This window comes from Streptococcus pseudopneumoniae ATCC BAA-960 = CCUG 49455 (assembly GCF_002087075.1).
Taxonomy (GTDB): Bacteria; Bacillota; Bacilli; order Lactobacillales; family Streptococcaceae; genus Streptococcus; species Streptococcus pseudopneumoniae.
Genome location: NZ_MWSM01000019.1, coordinates 15,329 through 35,009 on the forward strand (window position 1 = coordinate 15,329; position 19,681 = coordinate 35,009).

Below are 19,681 nucleotides of genomic sequence, written 5' to 3' on the forward strand. Positions count from 1 at the left end.
CTATTCTCACTCAAGGACTAGATTCACTTGAGCAAACTGAATCCGCGCTATCGTTCCTTTTCCGACCTCAGACTCGATACGAATCTGGTGACCCAGTTCTTCAGAAATTTTCTTAGATAGGTAAAGTCCAAGTCCAGATGACTGCTGGGTTAGGCGTCCATTATACCCTGAAAAGCCACGTTCAAAGACTCGGAGGACATCACTGTTTTTTATCCCGATTCCCGTATCCTTGATACAAAGCTCTTGCCCGTCCATATAAATCTCCAGACCACCTTCCTTGGTGTACTTGAGACTGTTTGAGATAATTTGCTCAATAACCACTAGTAGCCACTTTTTATCCGTCACGATTTCTTTATCAAGGTCATGTAGATTGACATTTAGGCCTTTTTGAATAAAGAAAAGAGCATATTTACGAATTATTTCCTTGACCAAATCCTCAATTTGAACCTGCTTTAAGACCAAATCATCATGGAAACTTTCTAAACGCAGGTACTGTAAGACTAGATTGGTATAGGAATCGATTTTGAAAATTTCCTGTTCTAACTGCTGCTTCAGTTGGCGGTCAGCTACTTCTGCAACTAAGAGTTGACTGGCTGCAATGGGGGTCTTAATCTGATGGACCCACAAGGTATAGTAATCCAGCAAATCCGTCAGTTTTCTTTCTGAATCTGACCTCTGCTGATAGAGTTCCATCTCACGCGCCTCTAATTTTTCAGCCAAGGCTCTTTCCAAAGGAGACTGAGCTTCCCTCTCCCCATAGAGAATTTCCTGACGATAGACCTGCGTTTCCACCAATATGTCCCAAGTGAAAAATAAGATGGTTACAAAGCAACACAAGAGGAAAAAGTAGAGAAAGTAAGTTCCCAAACTGGCAAATAAAAACTGAAAGAGCAAAATCAGAAATGCTAAAGCAAGCAGATAGACAAACAGACGACTACGGGAGCGCAGATAGGCTAGAAAAAATTGTTTCCAATCAAGCATGCTTCAGTCCGTACCCTATCCCTTTCTTGGTCTCGATAAATCCTACCAAGCCCTGCTCTTCCAATTTTTTACGCAAACGAGCCACATTGACAGAGAGGGTATTATCATCAATGAAAAAGTCACTGTTCCAAAGTTCCCGCATGAGGTCGTCACGCGCTACAATATTGCCTGCATGCTCAAATAACACGCGTAAAATCTGGAATTCGTTCTTGGTCAAATTCAAGACTTGGCCTTGATAATGCACATCCATGGATTTGGTATTGAGGATAACACCAGCATATTCCAGTAAACTCTCGTCACGCCCAAACTCATAGGAACGACGCAACAAGCCCTGAACCTTGGCTAAAAGAACCTGCTGATCAAAAGGCTTGGTCACAAAGTCATCCGCCCCCATATTGATTGCCATGACGATATCCATAGCCTGGTCTCTCGAAGACAGAAACATGATGGGTACCTTGGAAATCTTGCGAATCTCCTGACACCAGTGATAGCCATTAAACAAAGGCAGTCCAATATCCATTAGGACCAGATGAGGTTCCGACTGAACAAATAGACTCAAAACTTCCATAAAGTCTTCTACCAGGACCACTTCAAATCCCCATTCAGAGAGCATTTTCCCGACCTGTTGACGAATGACCTGATCATCTTCTACTAATAAAATCTTGTGCATGCGCTCCTCCTTTTCTATTATTATAACAGATTTTTCCATGCTCGAAGGTCTGAAACTGAATTTGAAAGAGCTTGTTTTTAACCAGCAGATATAGGCAAGCCGACTAGCTAATTTGAGGGAAATTTGATAAGATAAAGAAAAGAAAGGAGCTCTTATGGCCAATATTTTTGACTATCTGAAAGATGTCGCATACGATTCCTTTTACGACCTTCCTTTGAATGAGTTAGACATTCTAGCCTTAACAGAAATCACCTACCTCTCCTTTGATAATCTGGTCTCCACAGCTCCTCAGCGACTTTTAGAACTGGCACCTCAGGTTCCAAGAGAACCTAACATGTTGACCAGCAAAAATCGCCTCCAGCTATTAGATGAACTAGCTCAACACAAACGCTTCAAAAATTGCAAACTCTCCCATTTTATCAACGACATCGACCCTGAGCTGCAAAAGCAATTTGCTGCTATGACATACCGCCTCACTCTCGATACCTATCTGATTGTTTTTCGAGGTACAGATGATAGTATTATTGGTTGGAAGGAAGATTTCCACCTGACCTATATGAAGGAAATTCCTGCTCAAAAGCACGCCATTCGCTATTTAAAGAACTTTTTTGCCCAACATCCTAAGCAAAAGGTCATTCTGGCTGGGCATTCCAAGGGAGGAAATCTAGCCATCTATGCTGCTAGTCAAATTGAGCAAAGCTTGCAAAATCAAATCACAGCAGTTTATACCTTTGATGCGCCTGGTCTCCACAAAGAATTGACACAAACCGAGGGCTATCAAAGGATAATGGATAGAACCAAGGTCTTTATTCCACAAGGTTCCATTATCGGTATGATGTTGGAAATCCCTGCCCACCAAATCATCGTTCACAGTACTGCCTTGGGTGGTATTGCCCAGCACGATACCTTTAGTTGGCAAATTGAGGACAAACACTTCGTTCAACTAGATAAGACTAATAGTGATAGTCAACAAGTCGACACAACCTTCAAGGAGTGGGTGGCCACAGTCCCTGATGAAGAACTCCAGCTCTACTTCGACCTCTTCTTTGGCACCATTCTAGATGCTGGGATTAGATCCATCAATGACCTGTCTTCCTTCAAGGCTATCGAACACATTCGTCATCTCTTCGTCCAAGCTCAATCCCTCACTCCAAAAAAAAGAGAAACCATGGGACGCCTCACCCAGTTATTGATTGATACCCGTTACCAAGCCTGGAAAAATAGATAAAAAGCTTATGAAAAGGTAATACTCTTCGAAAATCTCTTCAAACCACGTCAGCTTTATCTGCAACCTCAAAGCTGTGCTTTGAGCAACCTGCGGCTAGCTTCCTAGTTTGCTTTTTGATTTTCATTGAGTATAAAAACCTTCTCATAAGCTTTTCTTGTTTTAAAGAAAAAATTACTCCTTCATCTGACTCTCTGCATCGGCCACGACTTGTTCTAGACTGGTCTGACCAAGTTCAGCCTCCATAGCCAACTGAATTCTCTCCAATTTTTGATCCAAAACATCATGAATATGAGCTCCGACTGGGCAATTTGGATTTGGATTGTCATGGAAACTGAAGAGTTGACCTGTCTTACCAAGACATTCGACCGCTTGATAAACATCTAATAGACTAGTGTCTTTGAGATCCTTAACAATCTCTGTTCCGCCCGTTCCGCGCGCTACTGAAATCAGCTCTGCCTTCTTCAACTGGGACAAGGTCTTTCTGATAATGACAGGATTGACCCCGACACTAGCAGCTAAAAAATCACTGGTCACCTTGCTTTCCTTCCCCTTGAGGGCAATGATTATCAGCATATGAGTCGCAATGGTAAATCTACTTGGAATTTGCATCCTCTTCTCCTTTTTACGAGGCTCCCCTGCCTCTACTCTTCTTTTTCTTTTATTATACCCTTTTTAGTTGTAATGTCAATTATTACCACTTTTCAACCAGACATCTAATTCCCTATCATAGCCCTCTTTCTGGGCCAATTCTCTCAGAAATTCCTGATGATGAGTATGGTGGATACCATTGACCAGACTTTCATAGTAAACCTCAAAATAGGGAAGTTTAAGATCTTTAGCCAGCTGCAATTCAGCTGCCACATCGTAGTCTACCCGTCGGAAGTCCATATCTACCAAACCCTTGTCATCAAACTCCAAAATCATATACTGGGCTCGCAAGTCCTTCCGCAACTGAGCATCTAGAAAGAAAGGCTGGCCAATCGAACCTGGATTGACAATCAATTGCCCACCAGTCCCGTAACGAAGCAACTGCTGGTGAATATGACCATAAACAGCAATATCACAAGGCGGATTGGTCACCAAGCGGTCAAAATCCTCTTGCGCTCCAGTATGAATCAACTCACGCCCCCAATTCTTATCAGGTAGATGATGGCTAATTCCCACCGTCAAAGCCCCAAACTGACGATGAAGCTGGAGTGGTTGATTGTGGAGCAATTCGATTTCTTCTAGGGAAATTTCCTCTAAAACATATTGGCACTGGCGCAAGAGATAGCGTTGACTGGGACGAGTACTATCCAATTCCTTGCGGACACCATGCCAAAGACTGTCTTCCCAGTTTCCCAAAACTCTAGCTGTAATCGGTAGTTGAGCCAACAAGTCCAAAATCCTTCTACGCCCTGTCCCTGGCATGAGAATGTCTCCCAAAAGCCAGTATTCATCCACTCCTAGCTGCCGAGCATCTGCCAAAACAGCCTCTAAAGCAGTGGTATTTCCATGAATATCTGAAAGAAGAGCTATTTTCGTCATATCCATCTCCTCGTTTTTTCTCTTGCAATAAGTATAACATAAAAAGTCACAGCTAGAGAAATCTAGCTTTTTTTGATATACTAGATAAAGATATTAGACAAGAGGAAACGAATGACCCCAAATAAAGAAGATTATCTAAAATGTATTTATGAAATTGGTATAGACCTGCATAAAATCACCAACAAGGAAATTGCTGCCCGCATGCAAGTCTCTCCCCCTGCCGTAACTGAAATGATTAAACGGATGAAAAGTGAAAATCTCATCCTCAAGGACAAGGAATGTGGCTATCTACTGACTGACCTCGGCCTCAAACTGGTCTCTGAGCTCTATCGTAAGCACCGCTTGATTGAAGTTTTTCTAGTTCATCATTTAGACTATACAAGTGACCAGATTCACGAGGAAGCTGAGGTCTTGGAACACACTGTCTCTGACCTGTTCGTGGAAAGACTAGATAAACTGCTAGGTTTCCCTAAAACCTGCCCCCACGGAGGAACTATTCCTGCCAAGGGAGAACTCCTGGTTGAAATCAATAACCTGCCACTAGCTGATATCAAGGAAGCTGGCGCCTACCGCCTGACTCGGGTGCATGATAGTTTTGACATTCTCCATTATCTGGATAAGCACTCACTTCACATCGGTGACCAGCTCCAAGTCAAGCAGTTTGATGGCTTCAGCAACACCTTCACTATCCTTAGTAAAGATGAGGATTTACAAGTAGGTATGGACATTGCCAAACAACTCTACGTCGAGAAAATCAACTAATTTCTCAAGTACCCCAACCAACCCTGAAAGTTTGATTTTCAGGGTTTTCTTATCTATTTTGTATATCAAAAACGATAGTAAGCGCTTCCATAATCCAACTAAATATTGTATAATAATTATATAAACTATTCCGTCACTAACAGAGGAAAAAAGGAGGTTTTATCATGAAAAACATCATATACATCAAAACCATTCAACTCCTTGTCATTGATGGAATCATGCTGGCATTTTTGACATTTAAAGAAGGGCTTACTTGGGATTGGATTTTAATTTATAGCGGTTGGCTCATTTTCTTTCATCCTGTGCTATTGACCTATCTTTCTAACCAGCTTTGTGACCACTTTAGTCAACTCTATTCCCAGATTAGACCGAGATTCTGGCGATTTGCCTTACAAATCCTCCTATGGGATAGCCTGATGATTCTCTCCTTGATATGTTTAAGTGGTACCCCACTTTTCCTTCAGGGGACTCTCCTCATCCTAGGACATCTCATCCCTTCCTATCGCACCTGCCAAATCCTGAAACAAGACTTTCCCCAAGCCTATCAAGCACCGATTTCTTTTGGAGTATTTTATGATAGATGAGAAAAACCAAGCCGGCTGGGCTTGATCTTTCTTATCTATTTTTAGTATCTAGGATAATGGTAACTGGCCCATCATTGACCAGCTCAACCTGCATATCCGCTCCAAAGATACCTATCTGAACAGGCACTTCTTGCGCTAGTTTTTGGTTGAAAACATCATAGAAGTCTGATGCCATATCAGGTTTGGCTGCTTCTGTAAAGGCTGGACGATTGCCTTTCTTGGTATCCGCAAAGAGGGTAAACTGGGAAATAGAAAGGATTTCTCCTTCAATATCTTTGACAGATAGGTTCATCCTGCCTTCTGCATCTGAAAAAATCCGAATATTGACCAGTTTTCTCACAGCATAGTCCAAATCTTCCTCTTGGTCCTCTGGTCCAACACCAACCAGCAATAAGAGCCCCTGATTGATTTTTCCCTGAACCTGACCTTCGATACTGACTTGGGCTTTTTTAACACGTTGGATAATGATTTTCATAATAGCCTTTCTAGTAAGAACTCAGACAATTAACCGTTGGTTCGTTTGACAGAGTAAACTTCTGGCACACTCTTAATCTTGTCCACAACCGTAGTCAGCGTCGAGAGGTTGGTAATGCCAAAGGACACATGGATATTGGCAAATTTCATATCCTTGGTTGGTTGGGCATTGACTGTTGAAATATTCTTGGTTGTGTTTGAGAGAACTTGCAGTACATCGTTCAACAATCCTGTACGGTTGAGGCCATAAATATCAATATGAGCCATATACTCTTTATTTGAGCTAGAGTACTGACCTTCCCACTCCACATCAAGGAGACGTTGCTCGTAGTTTTCTTGGGCGCGCAGGTTCATACAGTCCACACGGTGAATAGCCACACCACGACCCTTGGTAATGTAGCCGACAATATCATCACCAGGCACGGGGTTACAACACTTGGCAATCCGCACTAGGAGACCAGAAGCACCTTCAATGACCACACCACCTTCATGCTTGACCTTGAGGGTTTCTTTATTTTCAACCTTGACCTCGCCACCTTTGACAAGTTCTTCTGCCTCAGCCTTGGCCTTGGCACGTTCTTCTTCACGACGTTCCTTTTCAGTCAGACGATTAAAGACAGTAATAGCACCGATTTCCCCAAAACCAATGGCCGCAAAGAGGGAGTCTTCTGTCTTGTAGCTGGTCTTTTGCAGGACTTGGTCCATATGACGCTTGTCCATAAATTTATTGGCCACATAGCCATTTTCTTGGAACTGGGTCATCAACATTTCACGACCCTTATTAACAGATAATTCCTTATCTTGGTTTTTAAAAAACTGACGAATCTTGTTGCGCGCCTTGCTGGTCTTGACCATATTGAGCCAGTCGCGGCTAGGTCCAAAGGAGTTGGGGTTGGTGACAATTTCAACCTGATCCCCTGTTTTGAGCTTGGTTGTCAGTGGAACCATACGGCCGTTGACCTTGGCACCAGTCGCTTTTTCACCGACTTTAGTATGGATTTCATAAGCAAAGTCAATAGGTCCTGAATCTTTGGGAAGAGAACGGACAGCTCCATCTGGTGTAAAGACGTAAATCTCCTCAGCCAGATAGTTTTCCTTAACAGAGTCCACAAATTCCTTGGCATCATCAGCCTGATCTTGAAGCTCCATCATCTCCTTGATCCAGTTCATCCCAATAGCAGACTCCTTACTGTTAACCTGCCCCTTAACGCCTTTCTTATAAGCCCAGTGAGCCGCAACCCCGTACTCAGCCACCTCGTGCATGGCCTTGGTCCGAATTTGGAATTCAATCGGTCCTTTTGGCCCATAGACAGTCGTATGGATAGACTGGTAACCATTTGCCTTGCGGTTAGCGATGTAGTCCTTAAAGCGACCAGGCATGGGTTTCCAAAGTTCATGCACATAACCAAGCATGGCATAAACATCACTTTGGGTATCCAAAATACAACGAATGGCAATCAGGTCATAGATTTCCTCAAACCGTTTTCTCTTGTCCTGCATTTTGCGGAAAATTGAGTAAATATGCTTGGGACGACCATAAATCTTCCCTTTCAAGTGACGATCTATCGTATACTCCTCTAATTTTGTAACTACCTCATCCACCAAGGCTTCACGCTCTCTGCGCTTTTCCTTCATCATATGGGTAATCTTGTAAAACTCCGTTGGGTTGAGATAACGGAAAGACAAGTCTTCCAATTCCCATTTGACACTAGAAATCCCCAGACGGTGAGCAAGCGGTGCATAGATTTCCATAGTTTCTTTGGAAATACGCTCCTGCTTGTCTTTTCGAAGGTGTTTCAGGGTCCGCATATTGTGCAAGCGGTCAGACAGTTTGACCAAGATAACACGGATGTCCTCAGACATGGCCATAAGCATCTTGCGATGATTTTCCGCTAATTGTTCCTCGATTGATTTGTACTCGACCTTACCAAGCTTGGTAACCCCATCTACGATTACCCGTACATCAGGACCAAACTCCCTTTCCAAATCGTCCAAGGTCGCATCTGTATCCTCCACCACATCATGCAAGAAACCACAAGCTACCGTTACGGCATCCAGCTTGAGTTTGGCTAAAATACCTGCCACTTGGATGGGGTGAATGATATAAGGTTCACCTGATTTACGATATTGACCACTGTGGCAATCCACCGCATAGACCAAGGCCTTATGGACAAAATGGACATCCTCTTCCGTTAAATATTCTTTGGTTAAAGCGACAACTTCTTCGCCTGTTAAATTCACTTCTTTTGGCATCTCTACTCTCCAATTCTTCCTACCATTTTATCACTTTTTTAAGAATATGAAAACTAGATTGGAACAGAATAAGAAAAAAATAATTCAGAATTGCTTGATAATTCTGAATTATTAGTCTATAATATATTACGAAGTTAGATTTTAAACTTAGGTGATAGAAGGAGAGATAGAAGAACGGAAACCATATTGTAACCGAAAGACTTTCTGACTTCCCCAATTCCATTGAATATACGAAAGATAAACGGTGGAATTCGTGTCACATACACTGGTACCTTGACTGGATTTTAGAATTAAAATCCTCAAGATGCTTTCTTTTATCCTTTAGTTTATAAGGAGAACACCTATGAAAAAAACTGCTATTTCTATCTTTGCTCTCCTAGTGTTAGGAGTTAGCTGCCTGTTCCTATTCAGCCAGCAAAGTTATAAAAAAACAGTCGTTCAATACTATGCTAACGACCAGAACCTGCCCAATAGGATAACTTATAGTGAATATAGCGATAAACGAGAAGCCAACTATGGTGGCACTCTAAACATCACATCTATCAAACAAGCTAATGACGGAGTTTATGCAACCTATGAAGGGCAATTGACACCTCTCCGATATTGATAAATTGATAACCAGCCTGTCTTCATCTAGTCATGCTGGTTTTTAAGTTCATCCTAAATCCTTACCTATTCTCCCTAACTGTGCTATACTTAATTTAGTACATTCTTTGAGATTGGAGCTAGTATGAAAATCCATAAAACCGTGAATCCTGTTGCCTATGAAAACACCTATTACCTAGAAGGCGAAAAGCACCTCATCATTGTCGATCCTGGTAGCCATTGGGACGCTATTCGCAAGACGATTGAGAAAATCAACAAACCCATCTGTGCTATTCTATTGACCCACGCTCATTATGACCATATCATGAGTCTGGACTTGGTTCGTGAGACTTTTGGCAATCCTCCTGTCTATATCGCAGAGAGTGAAGCCAGCTGGCTCTACACTCCTGTCGATAATCTCTCTGGTCTCCCTCGTCACGATGATATGGCAGATGTGGTCGCAAAACCTGCAGAGCACACTTTTATCTTTCACGAAGAATACCAACTAGAGGAATTTCGTTTCACTGTCTTGCCAACACCAGGACATTCTATCGGTGGTGTTTCTATCGTCTTTCCACAAGCTCACTTGGTCTTGACAGGTGATGCCCTGTTCCGTGAAACTATCGGACGAACAGATCTTCCAACTGGTAGTACGGAGCAACTTCTCCATAGTATCCAGACCCAACTCTTCACTCTACCAAACTACGATGTTTATCCAGGACATGGTCCAGCTACAACCATCGCTCACGAAAAAACTTTCAATCCCTTTTTCTAGTAAAATGATGACAATCAATAGCACAATTTAAGTAAACTATCCAGCAAATCTTTCCACTATAAAAGGCATCCTATCAAGGTTTTCACACCTGATTGGATGCCTTTTTTCTGATGACTAAATTTTTTGCCTTACCAAATAATCACGCGCTCTTCTGGTGAACGCCACATACCGTCTCCTTCTTTGACATCATAGGTTGTAAAGAAATCATCGAAGTTTGGTACTTGTACATTGACACGGAGTTTGGCTGGCGCGTGCACATCGACGCTGGCCAAAAGTTTCATAAATTCTGGACGACCTTTCATACGCCAGATGCGACCGAAGTTGTAGAAGAATTCTTCTGCTGAGAAGTCTGGTTCTCTCTTAGCTGCTTCAAGGGCTGCAGCGATTCCTCCCAAGTCAGCCACGTTTTCTGACACAGTCAATTTACCATTGATGGTTGCTCCATAAGAATCCTGTCCATCAAACTGGTCAATAACTTTTTGTGTTTTCTCCTTGAAGGCAGCATAGTCGCTCTCTGTCCACCAATCCTTGAGGCTACCATTTTCATCAAAGGAAGCTCCGTTGGTATCAAAGGCGTGGGAAATTTCATGGGCAATAACTGCCCCAATCCCACCGTAGTTAGCAGAAGATGACTGATGCAAGTCATAGAAAGGAGCCTGTAAAATGGCCGCTGGAAAGACAATCAGGTTCTTCTGTGGATTGTAGTAGGCATTGACCATATGAGCAGGCATGCCCCATTCCTTATAGTCTACAGGCTGGTTCCACTTGCTCCAACTGTGCTTGATTTCCACACGCGCAAAGGCTAGAGCATTGTCAAAAAGACTAGCAGTCTCATCCACTACCTTGTCCTTGTAGCGTGCTGGCAATTCTTCTGGGTAACCAATATAAGGCTTGATGACATTGAGTTTGACGATGGCCTTGTCACGAGTTTCTGGAGTTAGCCAGTCATTTTTGGCCAAGCGCTCCTTATAGACATCAATCATGGTTGCCACTTTTTTCTCTACATCTGCCTTGGCCTCTGGAGAGAATTTTTCATGGGCATACCAAAGACCTAAGGCTTGTTTGAAAGGACCTTGTGCTAGCTGGTAGGCTGCCTTGACCTTGTCTTTGGCTTCTGGAACTCCTGAAAGCGCACGGCTATAGGCACCTGACAAGACACGGATTTCTTCTGTTAAATAGCTGGTTGAGAGATTCACAACACTTAAAATTAAGGTTGCCTTGAGGAGAGGCCAAGCTTCTTCACTATAGAATTGGTCTGCGGCTTGCCAGAAACGTTCCTCGTCTACGATAACCTTGTCTGGTACTTGTCCAAGAACAGCTTGGAAGAAGTCATCCAAAGGTAGGGCAGGCGCAAATTTCTTGAAATCTTCATAAGCATATGGATGGTAAAGTTTAGCATATTCTGAACTTTCTTCATTAGAAAGAACTACTGCTGCAATTCGGCTGTCCAATTCAAGTCTTTTCTCTAGCAAGTCTTCAATTTCTTCATCAGAGAAATCATAAGCCTTGAGGAGATTTGCGCTGCTTTCTTTCCAAAGAGTCAAGAGCTCCTCGCGCTGAGGATGGTCTTCTGCATAGTAGGTCGTATCTGGCAGGATCGTGCTTGGAGCACTAGCCCATAGAACATTGATTCTGGCATCCATAAAGTCTGGCGATACACCAAAAGGAAGGAAATTAGGTTTTCCTGCAAGCTCAAACTCTGCTAGTTTAGCTGTAAAATCCGCAAAAGTCTCCAATTCTTGGAATTCTTTAAGAAGTGGTAAGACAGGTGTGATACCGTCAGCTTCTCTCTTGTCAAAATCACGAACTAGGCGGTGATATTTGACAAAGTTTGCCAAGATAGCATCCTCAGGCACCTCTTCTCCTGCCAACCACTTGTCTGTTGTCGCCAGCATCAGATCTTCAATTTCCTGGTCTAAATCAACAAAACCTCCCGTTTGAGACTTATCTGCTGGAATTTCAGCTGTCTGTTGCCATTCCCCATTGATAGCATCATAAAAATCATCTTGATAACGTGTCATCTTGTTCTCGCTTTCATTTGTACTTGTTTTTAGCTTAACAAAAATTGCTTGGGAATGCAATTAAAAATGAACGGATGTTTCCCATTGTTTTTCAGTTATTATTTTAATTTTTTCAAAAATTAACTTGACTTAATTTTTTTTTTAATGTATATTAAGAGACAGGAGGAATATAAGTTTATGATACGTATCGAAAACCTCAGTGTCTCCTACAAAGAAACGTTGGCACTTAAGGATATTTCACTAGTGCTCCATGGACCGACAATTACAGGTATCATTGGCCCAAACGGTGCTGGAAAATCAACATTATTAAAAGGGATGCTGGGAATTATCCCACATCAAGGTCAGGCATTTCTCGATAACAAGGAAGTTAAAAAATCCTTACACCGAATTGCCTATGTCGAACAAAAAATCAATATCGACTACAACTTTCCCATCAAGGTCAAGGAATGCGTCTCGTTAGGACTCTTTCCCTCTATCCCTCTCTTTCGAAGTTTAAAGGCTAAACATTGGAAGAAAGTGAAAGAAGCCCTTGAAATCGTCGGTCTAGCTGACTACGCTGAACGGCAAATCAGTCAACTGTCTGGAGGTCAATTCCAGCGGGTCTTGATTGCCAGATGTTTGGTACAGGAAGCCGACTATATCCTCTTGGATGAACCCTTTGTTGGGATTGACTCTGTCAGTGAGGAAATCATCATGAATACGCTGAGAGATCTGAAAAAAGCTGGGAAGACGGTTCTCATCGTCCACCACGACCTCAGCAAGGTTCCCCACTACTTCGATCAAGTCTTGCTTGTCAATCGAGAAGTGATTGCCTTTGGTCCAACCAAAGAAACCTTTACCGAAGCCAATCTCAAAGAAGCTTACGGTAATCGACTCTTTTTCAATGGAGGTGACCTATGATTGCAGAATTTATCGATGGATTGCAAAAATTCCATTTCCTACAAAATGCCTTGATAACAGCCATTGTCGTCGGGGTCGTAGCTGGAGCTGTAGGATGTTTCATCATCCTACGCGGGATGTCACTCATGGGAGATGCCATTTCACATGCTGTCTTACCAGGTGTAGCCCTCTCCTTCATCTTGGGCCTTGACTTCTTTATCGGAGCCATTGTCTTTGGACTGCTAGCTGCCATCATCATTACCTACATCAAGGGAAACTCGATTATCAAAAGCGATACCGCCATCGGCATTACCTTTTCTTCTTTCTTAGCCCTCGGTATCATCTTGATTAGTGTCGCTAAAAGTTCAACTGACCTTTTCCATATCCTTTTTGGTAATATCCTAGCCGTCCAAGATACGGATATGTTTATTACTATGGGTGTTGGGGCAGTCATTCTCTTGTTAATCTGGATTTTCTTCAAGCAACTCTTGATAACTTCCTTTGATGAACTCTTGGCCAAAGCCATGGGAATGCCTGTCAATTTCTATCACTACCTTCTCATGGTACTCTTGACTCTCGTGTCTGTGACAGCCATGCAAAGTGTCGGAACTATCCTGATTGTAGCCATGCTGATTACCCCAGCTGCAACTGCTTATCTGTATGCTAATAGCCTGAAAAGTATGATTTTCCTTTCCTCAACCTTTGGAGCGACAGCTTCAGTTTTGGGGCTCTTTATCGGCTATAGCTTTAACGTTGCGGCAGGTTCTAGTATCGTGCTTACAGCCGCTAGTTTCTTTCTCATTAGCTTCTTTATCGCTCCAAAACAACGATATTTGAAACTAAAAAATAAACATTTGTTAAAATAAGGGGTAAAACCCCAATAAATTGGAGGATCTAATGAAAAAATTAGGTACATTACTCGTTCTCTTTCTTTCTGTTATTGCTCTTGTAGCATGTGCTAGCGGAAAAAAAGATACAGCTTCTGGTCAAAAACTAAAAGTTGTTGCTACAAACTCAATCATCGCTGATATTACTAAAAATATTGCTGGTGATAAAATTGATCTTCATAGTATCGTTCCGATTGGGCAAGACCCACACGAATACGAACCACTTCCTGAAGATGTTAAGAAAACTTCTGAGGCAGACCTCATTTTCTATAACGGTATCAACCTTGAAACAGGTGGCAATGCTTGGTTTACCAAATTGGTAGAAAATGCTAAGAAAACTGAAAACAAAGACTACTTTGCAGTCAGCGAAGGCGTTGATGTTATCTACCTTGAAGGAAAAAATGAAAAAGGTAAAGAAGACCCACACGCTTGGCTCAACCTTGAAAATGGGATTATCTTTGCTAAAAATATCGCTAAACAATTGAGCGCAAAAGACCCTAACAACAAAGAATTCTATGAAAAAAATCTCAAAGAATATACTGATAAGTTAGACAAACTTGATAAAGAAAGTAAGGATAAATTTAATAACATCCCTGCTGAAAAGAAACTCATTGTAACCAGCGAAGGAGCATTCAAATACTTCTCTAAAGCCTATGGTGTCCCAAGTGCCTACATCTGGGAAATCAATACTGAAGAAGAAGGAACACCTGAACAAATCAAGACCTTGGTTGAAAAACTTCGCCAAACAAAAGTTCCTTCACTCTTTGTAGAATCAAGTGTGGATGACCGTCCAATGAAGACTGTTTCACAAGACACAAACATCCCAATCTACGCACAAATCTTTACTGACTCTATCGCAGAAGAAGGTAAAGAAGGCGACAGCTACTACAACATGATGAAATACAACCTTGATAAAATTGCTGAAGGATTGGCAAAATAATCCTCTGAAAAACGTCATTCTCACATGAGCTGACGTTTTTTCTATGCACACATTTCCGGTCAAATCATTGGAAAATTCTGACCGTTTCAGCTACAATGGAAGAAAAAAGATTGGAGTATCCTATGGTAACTTTTCTCGGAAATCCTGTGAGCTTTACAGGTAAACAACTACAAGTCGGCGACAAGGCGCTTGATTTTTCTCTCACTACAACAGACCTTTCTAAAAAATCTCTGGCTGATTTTGATGGAAAGAAAAAAGTCTTGAGTGTCGTGCCTTCTATCGATACAGGCATCTGCTCAACTCAAACACGTCGTTTTAATGAAGAGTTGGCTGGACTGGACAACACGGTCGTCTTGACTGTTTCCATGGATCTGCCTTTTGCCCAGAAACGTTGGTGCGGTGCTGAAGGTATTGAAAATGCCATCATGCTCTCAGACTATTTCGACCATTCCTTTGGACGTGATTACGCTCTCTTAATCAATGAGTGGCACCTATTGGCACGCGCAGTCTTTGTCCTCGATACTGACAATACGATTCGCTACGTTGAATACGTGGACAATATCAATTCTGAGCCAAACTTCGAAGCCGCAATTGCAGCTGCTAAAGCCCTATAGAAAAAATCCTCTGTCACAAAGAGTTCCCCACTCTTTGAAACGGAGGATTTTTTATTTACGAGTAAATATCAATTCAATTAGCTAAAAACAACTACCTTATACTCTTCGAAAATCTCTTCAAACCACGTCAGCTTTATCTGCAACCTCAAAGCGGTGCTTTGAGCAACCTACGACTAGCTTCCTAGTTTGCTCTTTGATTTTCATTGAGTATTACTCTACAGATTTCAAGGCTTCTAACATATCAACCTTTCTCAAATGATGATTAACAAAGAAACCAAGTACGGTCAAAATGGTGCTTACTGCTACCACTGGGATTACATAGACTTCCCAGCCTACCTGCGGATAAAAGAGAATAGTCGCTGGTGAAATCATTTGAATCAAAAATTGGTGTAAATAGAAACCAGATACCAGACCAAGGACGATTCCAACAAGGGACAGCACAATCGTCTCACGGTAAATGTAGAGAGTGACTTCATTATTATGAAAACCGAGAACCTTGATAGTGGAGAGTTCACGGATTCTTTCAGCTACGTTGATATTGGTCAAATTGTAGAGGATAACAATAGCCAACAGAACCGACACGATGACCAAGATGGTCATGGTCTGATTGAGTGAGCTAGAGACGGAGTCAAAGAGGCGAATGGCTGAAGCATTTTGGACAACACTGGACACCGCAGCTTGATTCATAAGTAAGCCTGCCTGTCTTTCGATACTAGTAGCACTGGTATCTCTTAACGAGACCAAATAAGTGTTGGCTTGGGGTAGCTGTCCGTAAATTTGCTCATAGCTAGCCTGACTCATATAAATAAAGTGACCAACGTAGTTCTCAGTAATGGCAGCAACCTTTAGTTCCTTACCTTCAATTTCGAAAGTCTGCCCAACCTTGACACCTGCCAGCTGGGCTAGTTTAGTTGTAATAACGACTCCATCTTTCAATGTCAGCTCCTGCTGATGATTTTGCAGATGGATAAAGGGAGTCAAATCTTCCTTATCTGTCATCATAAGGGTAATAGTCTGAAGACCAGCCTTACCTTTGAAATCCTTATCTAGCGTTTTTGAATAGATTTTCTGATAGGTTTGAATATCCTGCCCTTTCAACACTTCTTCCAACTCTGCCTTGTCTTGATTGGTCGCACTAGGATTTTCAGAGACAATCATTTGATACTGTTGGATTTGTTGAAACTGTCTAGACGGAACTCCTGCTACAGAGGATTGGATGCCCAAGCCTGCAAAGAGCAGAGCGACTGAACCTGCCACACCAAATATTGTCATCAACATCCGCTGTTTATAACGGAAGATATTGCGGGCTGTTACTTTATGGGTAAAATTGAGACGACGCCAAATAAAACCGATACGCTCCAGTAAGATTTTAGCTCCTTTAACAGGTGGTTTAGGCAGTAAAAGCTGAGCTGCTTCATCGTGAAGTTCCCTCCGAGCCACCAGATAGGCTGGTAACACACTCGCCAACCAACTCAAGCCAAGAGCTAGTATGCTATAGGTCCAATAGAACTGAATCTGAGTTTCTCCCACCACCATACCTTTTGTAATAACACTTGAAATCACACTGGCTAGCAAATAATGGCCAAGTATACTACCTAGAGCTGTTCCGACAGTCCCAGCTACTAGACCGTAAAGGAGAAACTTGGCAATAATATCCTTGCTACGATAACCCAAGGCCTTAAAAATCCCTGCATGTGTTCGCTCTTCATCCACAAAACGGGTCATAGTTGTAAAGGTCACCATAGCTGCTACGGCATAAAGCACTACAGGAAAGATATTGCCCACTGCCCGAATACTGGCTGAAGCATTACTGTACATGAGGTAGCCTTGACCACCTGGCATGGTCTGACGATTATAGACTTGATACTTGGGCTCAGCTAATTCATCCAAGACTTGCTGATGTTTTTCTAATTTTTCCTTTTCTTGGGCTAGATTTTGTTCAGCCTGCTTTAGTTTGTCCTCTTCCTTGCTCAATTCCTGCTTGGCTTGGGTAAGTTGAGCAATGGCTTGCTCTCTCTGAACTTGAGGTAGCAAAGATAATTGACTTTCCTGAGCCTGTAAACGAGCTTGAGCAGTTGCTAAACGACGCTTGCCTTCCTGCAAATTAGCCTGTGCCTGGTCAAGGGTCTCTTTCCCCTTATCGATAGATTCTTGGCCTTCTTTTTTCAAGAGCTGCAGACGTGCCTTGCCATTATCTGATAAAGTTTGTTCAAGGTCTTCCTGATGTTGCTTGGATTTTTCTTCATAAGCTACTGAAAAGGCATTTAAGCCTGCTAAATCTTGATATTTCAAACGAGCTATATTGTAGACTTTCTGATCAAACTGACTAGGTAAAATCACCCCGTAGGCTGTCAGAGTCCCACTTCCACTTCCTGCATAGCCCATATCTCGCTGAGAGAGGATTTCAGCCGAATCCACAAAACCAGTAATGGTAAAAGTATGGTCTTTTAAAGAGGAATGACTGCCTTCTTTTTCTTTAAAACTAATCTCCTGTCCTACGCTATATTGACTCTGCAGATGACTGGCCAAAGCAATTTCCTGGTCTGACTGCGGAAGTCGTCCCTCTCTGAGCTGAAAGGTTGAAATTCGCTCTGGTTTGGAGTACAGCCGAATAGCATCCTGCCCATTAGCCATGGTCACATCTGTCAAGTAGCCAAACTCGACCTCTGCGCCCTCTAACTGTTCTAGTTCTTCTTGATCTGCTTGATCCAAACCATAGTTAGACATGACTGCCAAATCCAAGGTTTTAGCAGTTGTGAAATAAGCATTAGCGGTCGCCTCCATATTGGGGCCAGTTACTTTGAGACCTACTAGGGCTAGAGAGCCCAACATCATCAGGGTCAAGATGGATAAAAAACGCCCCTTGGAGCCTGTGAAGGACTGAATTAAGTCCTTCCAATAGGTTTTTCGCTTAATCATGCTAGTACTCCAAACTATCTATATCCTGAGGATGCTGGTTGATCACCACATCCTTGACACTGGCATCGTGCATATGAATCACGCGATCAGCAATAGGAGCTAGCGCGCTATTATGGGTCACAATAATCACTGTTGCCCCTTTTTGACGAGACATATCTTGGAGAATCTTCAAGACTTGCTTGCCCGTCTGATAATCCAAGGCACCTGTTGGTTCATCACAAAGGAGCAGTTTAGGATTTTTAGCTACCGCGCGTGCAATGGAGACTCGCTGTTGCTCCCCTCCAGAAAGCTGGGCTGGGAAATTATTTAGACGATGAGCCAGACCTACATCTGTCAGCACCTGCTCAGGATCCAAGGCATCTGTCACGATTTCAGAAGCCAGTTCCACATTTTCCTTAGCAGTCAGATTGGAAACTAGATTGTAAAACTGAAAAACAAAACCCACATCATTTCTACGATAATTGGTGCGCTGGTGGGAACTATAGTCTGCAATATTGACACCATCAATCCAGATTTCCCCCTCGTCATTGGTATCCATGCCTCCAAGAAGGTTAAGAACCGTTGACTTACCAGCACCTGACGCACCAAGGATAATCACCAGCTCCCCTTTTTCAATCTCAAAATTCACATCACGATTGGCCACAATCTCCGTGTCCCCAACCTGATAACGCTTGTAACAGTGTTTCATCTCAATATAAGCCATCAGTGCCACCCTCTCTTAAACAAATTACTTCCTACTATCATTATATCGCTTTTTCAAGCCATTGGAAACTGGGAACAAAAACAAAAAGCCTAGAAATCAATTCTAGACTTACATTTTTTTATTTTCCAAGGTAGTATTCAGAAACTACGTTCAATTTTTCGTCGAATTCGAATACCAATGGTGGGAAGTTAGGGATTTCCACGTCCATGATCTCGTCATCTGACAAACCTTTGATATGTTTTACAAGGGCACGGATTGAGTTACCGTGAGCTCCTACGAATACGTTTTTACCATCTTTAAGAGCTGGAGCGATTTTATCTTCCCAGAATGGAAGGGCACGTTCCAAAGTCACTTTCAAGTTTTCAGCATCTGGAATAACTGAATCGTCAAGTGAAGCGTAACGACGATCAGTGTGAGCTGAATGCTCATCATCACGGTCCATGTTTGGAGGCAATACATCGTATGAACGACGCCAGATGTGAACTTGCTCATCACCAAATTGCTCAGCAGCTTCAGCTTTGTTTTTACCAGTCAAACCACCGTAGTGACGTTCGTTCAGGCGCCATGATTTTTCAACTGGAACCCACAATTGGTCAGAAGCTTCAAGAGCCAAGTTCGTTGTTTTGATAGCACGTTTCAATACTGAAGTGTAAGCTTGGTCAAATTCGATACCAGCTTCTTTGATCAATTTACCAGCGTCAATCGCTTGTTGTGTACCTTTTTCAGACAAATCAACATCAGCCCAACCAGTGAAAAGGTTAGCTTTGTTCCATTCAGACTCACCGTGGCGAGCAAAAACCAATTTTACCATTAGATGGATTCTCCTTCAAATTTTCCGAGGTTTCCCCTCGTTTATCTATTCTATTCTACACAATTTTT

19 protein-coding genes are annotated in these 19,681 nt (G+C 42.4%); 9 read left to right on the forward strand and 10 right to left on the reverse strand.

The annotated features are described in order from the left end of the window. Positions 1–6: 6 nt before the first annotated feature. On the reverse strand, positions 7–981 hold the full coding sequence (locus B4W83_RS04840; protein ID WP_000887963.1) for a sensor histidine kinase: 975 nt from the start codon (positions 979–981) through the stop codon (positions 7–9). Continuing rightward, complete coding sequence (locus tag B4W83_RS04845; protein WP_000548993.1) at positions 974–1,651, reverse strand: response regulator transcription factor; 678 nt, start codon at positions 1,649–1,651, stop codon at positions 974–976. The genes B4W83_RS04840 and B4W83_RS04845 overlap by 8 nt, the downstream gene beginning before the upstream one ends. A gap of 154 nt (positions 1,652–1,805) precedes the next feature. Here B4W83_RS04845 and B4W83_RS04850 point away from each other — a divergent pair, with 154 nt between their 5' ends. Then, entirely contained in the window at positions 1,806–2,879 is a 1,074-nt protein-coding gene (locus tag B4W83_RS04850; protein ID WP_001273811.1) for a DUF2974 domain-containing protein, read from the forward strand. A gap of 171 nt (positions 2,880–3,050) precedes the next feature. Here the strand turns inward: B4W83_RS04850 and B4W83_RS04860 are convergent, their stop codons facing one another. Both B4W83_RS04860 and B4W83_RS04865 read right to left on the reverse strand, forming a co-directional pair. Continuing rightward, positions 3,051–3,488, reverse strand: coding sequence for an Rrf2 family transcriptional regulator (locus B4W83_RS04860; protein WP_001166800.1), 438 nt, complete (start codon positions 3,486–3,488; stop codon positions 3,051–3,053). 75 nt (positions 3,489–3,563) lie between these two features. Next, complete coding sequence (locus tag B4W83_RS04865; RefSeq protein ID WP_000160951.1) at positions 3,564–4,406, reverse strand: metallophosphoesterase family protein; 843 nt, start codon at positions 4,404–4,406, stop codon at positions 3,564–3,566. Positions 4,407–4,517: 111 nt separating this feature from the next. On the opposite strand from B4W83_RS04865, the gene B4W83_RS04870 reads away from it, so the two are divergent. Next, positions 4,518–5,168, forward strand: a complete 651-nt coding sequence (locus B4W83_RS04870; RefSeq protein WP_000188501.1) for a metal-dependent transcriptional regulator — start codon at positions 4,518–4,520, stop codon at positions 5,166–5,168. A 164-nt stretch (positions 5,169–5,332) separates the two neighbouring features. Further along, positions 5,333–5,752: a hypothetical protein gene (locus B4W83_RS04875; RefSeq protein WP_000789565.1), complete on the forward strand. Its 420-nt coding sequence runs from the start codon at positions 5,333–5,335 to the stop codon at positions 5,750–5,752. Between the two features lie 31 nt (positions 5,753–5,783). Here B4W83_RS04875 and dtd read toward each other — a convergent pair whose 3' ends face one another. Together dtd and B4W83_RS04885 are read right to left on the reverse strand one after the other, a co-directional pair. Then, entirely contained in the window at positions 5,784–6,227 is a 444-nt protein-coding gene (dtd, locus tag B4W83_RS04880; protein ID WP_000691416.1) for a D-aminoacyl-tRNA deacylase, read from the reverse strand. 29 nt (positions 6,228–6,256) lie between these two features. After that, the gene (locus B4W83_RS04885; RefSeq protein WP_001123788.1) at positions 6,257–8,479 is read right to left on the reverse strand and encodes a RelA/SpoT family protein; all 2,223 of its coding nucleotides are present in this window, start codon (positions 8,477–8,479) and stop codon (positions 6,257–6,259) included. A 379-nt stretch (positions 8,480–8,858) separates the two neighbouring features. On the opposite strand from B4W83_RS04885, the gene B4W83_RS04890 reads away from it, so the two are divergent. Then, positions 8,859–9,086 carry a hypothetical protein gene (locus tag B4W83_RS04890; RefSeq protein ID WP_345694211.1) on the forward strand — a complete coding sequence of 76 codons (228 nt, stop codon included), beginning with the start codon at positions 8,859–8,861 and terminating at the stop codon, positions 9,084–9,086. A 123-nt stretch (positions 9,087–9,209) separates the two neighbouring features. After that, entirely contained in the window at positions 9,210–9,839 is a 630-nt protein-coding gene (locus tag B4W83_RS04895; RefSeq protein ID WP_000690840.1) for an MBL fold metallo-hydrolase, read from the forward strand. Between the two features lie 128 nt (positions 9,840–9,967). Here the strand turns inward: B4W83_RS04895 and pepO are convergent, their stop codons facing one another. After that, complete coding sequence (gene pepO / locus B4W83_RS04900; protein WP_000199257.1) at positions 9,968–11,860, reverse strand: endopeptidase PepO; 1,893 nt, start codon at positions 11,858–11,860, stop codon at positions 9,968–9,970. A 177-nt stretch (positions 11,861–12,037) separates the two neighbouring features. Between pepO and B4W83_RS04905 the strand changes: the two genes are divergently transcribed. The 4 genes from B4W83_RS04905 to tpx all read left to right on the forward strand — a co-directional run bounded on the left by B4W83_RS04905 (position 12,038) and on the right by tpx (position 15,180). Further along, the gene (locus tag B4W83_RS04905) at positions 12,038–12,760 is read left to right on the forward strand and encodes a metal ABC transporter ATP-binding protein (protein WP_000619152.1); all 723 of its coding nucleotides are present in this window, start codon (positions 12,038–12,040) and stop codon (positions 12,758–12,760) included. Further along, positions 12,757–13,605, forward strand: coding sequence for a metal ABC transporter permease (locus B4W83_RS04910; protein WP_000559787.1), 849 nt, complete (start codon positions 12,757–12,759; stop codon positions 13,603–13,605). Before B4W83_RS04905 ends, B4W83_RS04910 begins: the two co-directional genes overlap by 4 nt. A gap of 31 nt (positions 13,606–13,636) precedes the next feature. Further along, on the forward strand, positions 13,637–14,566 hold the full coding sequence (gene psaA / locus B4W83_RS04915) for a metal ABC transporter substrate-binding lipoprotein/adhesin PsaA (protein ID WP_000733084.1): 930 nt from the start codon (positions 13,637–13,639) through the stop codon (positions 14,564–14,566). 122 nt (positions 14,567–14,688) lie between these two features. Beyond that, positions 14,689–15,180, forward strand: a complete 492-nt coding sequence (gene tpx / locus B4W83_RS04920) for a thiol peroxidase (RefSeq protein WP_000256026.1) — start codon at positions 14,689–14,691, stop codon at positions 15,178–15,180. Positions 15,181–15,390: 210 nt separating this feature from the next. Here tpx and B4W83_RS04930 read toward each other — a convergent pair whose 3' ends face one another. The 3 genes from B4W83_RS04930 to B4W83_RS04940 form a co-directional block, all read right to left on the reverse strand. Beyond that, complete coding sequence (locus B4W83_RS04930) at positions 15,391–18,099, reverse strand: ABC transporter permease (RefSeq protein WP_000595893.1); 2,709 nt, start codon at positions 18,097–18,099, stop codon at positions 15,391–15,393. 1 nt (position 18,100) lies between these two features. Then, positions 18,101–18,802, reverse strand: a complete 702-nt coding sequence (locus B4W83_RS04935) for an ABC transporter ATP-binding protein (RefSeq protein WP_000323361.1) — start codon at positions 18,800–18,802, stop codon at positions 18,101–18,103. A 118-nt stretch (positions 18,803–18,920) separates the two neighbouring features. Continuing rightward, the gene (locus B4W83_RS04940) at positions 18,921–19,613 is read right to left on the reverse strand and encodes a phosphoglycerate mutase (protein WP_000240129.1); all 693 of its coding nucleotides are present in this window, start codon (positions 19,611–19,613) and stop codon (positions 18,921–18,923) included. Between the last annotated feature and the right edge of the window lie 68 nt (positions 19,614–19,681).

Coding starts and splice junctions, on each gene's coding strand:
- B4W83_RS04840 (WP_000887963.1), bottom strand. CDS start 981: ATGCTTGATTGGAAACAATTTTTTCTAGCCTATCTGCGCTCCCGTAGT.
- B4W83_RS04845 (WP_000548993.1), bottom strand. CDS start 1,651: ATGCACAAGATTTTATTAGTAGAAGATGATCAGGTCATTCGTCAACAG.
- B4W83_RS04850 (WP_001273811.1), top strand. CDS start 1,806: ATGGCCAATATTTTTGACTATCTGAAAGATGTCGCATACGATTCCTTT.
- B4W83_RS04860 (WP_001166800.1), bottom strand. CDS start 3,488: ATGCAAATTCCAAGTAGATTTACCATTGCGACTCATATGCTGATAATC.
- B4W83_RS04865 (WP_000160951.1), bottom strand. CDS start 4,406: ATGACGAAAATAGCTCTTCTTTCAGATATTCATGGAAATACCACTGCT.
- B4W83_RS04870 (WP_000188501.1), top strand. CDS start 4,518: ATGACCCCAAATAAAGAAGATTATCTAAAATGTATTTATGAAATTGGT.
- B4W83_RS04875 (WP_000789565.1), top strand. CDS start 5,333: ATGAAAAACATCATATACATCAAAACCATTCAACTCCTTGTCATTGAT.
- dtd (WP_000691416.1), bottom strand. CDS start 6,227: ATGAAAATCATTATCCAACGTGTTAAAAAAGCCCAAGTCAGTATCGAA.
- B4W83_RS04885 (WP_001123788.1), bottom strand. CDS start 8,479: ATGCCAAAAGAAGTGAATTTAACAGGCGAAGAAGTTGTCGCTTTAACC.
- B4W83_RS04895 (WP_000690840.1), top strand. CDS start 9,210: ATGAAAATCCATAAAACCGTGAATCCTGTTGCCTATGAAAACACCTAT.
- pepO (WP_000199257.1), bottom strand. CDS start 11,860: ATGACACGTTATCAAGATGATTTTTATGATGCTATCAATGGGGAATGG.
- B4W83_RS04905 (WP_000619152.1), top strand. CDS start 12,038: ATGATACGTATCGAAAACCTCAGTGTCTCCTACAAAGAAACGTTGGCA.
- B4W83_RS04910 (WP_000559787.1), top strand. CDS start 12,757: ATGATTGCAGAATTTATCGATGGATTGCAAAAATTCCATTTCCTACAA.
- psaA (WP_000733084.1), top strand. CDS start 13,637: ATGAAAAAATTAGGTACATTACTCGTTCTCTTTCTTTCTGTTATTGCT.
- tpx (WP_000256026.1), top strand. CDS start 14,689: ATGGTAACTTTTCTCGGAAATCCTGTGAGCTTTACAGGTAAACAACTA.
- B4W83_RS04930 (WP_000595893.1), bottom strand. CDS start 18,099: ATGATTAAGCGAAAAACCTATTGGAAGGACTTAATTCAGTCCTTCACA.
- B4W83_RS04935 (WP_000323361.1), bottom strand. CDS start 18,802: ATGGCTTATATTGAGATGAAACACTGTTACAAGCGTTATCAGGTTGGG.
- B4W83_RS04940 (WP_000240129.1), bottom strand. CDS start 19,613: ATGGTAAAATTGGTTTTTGCTCGCCACGGTGAGTCTGAATGGAACAAA.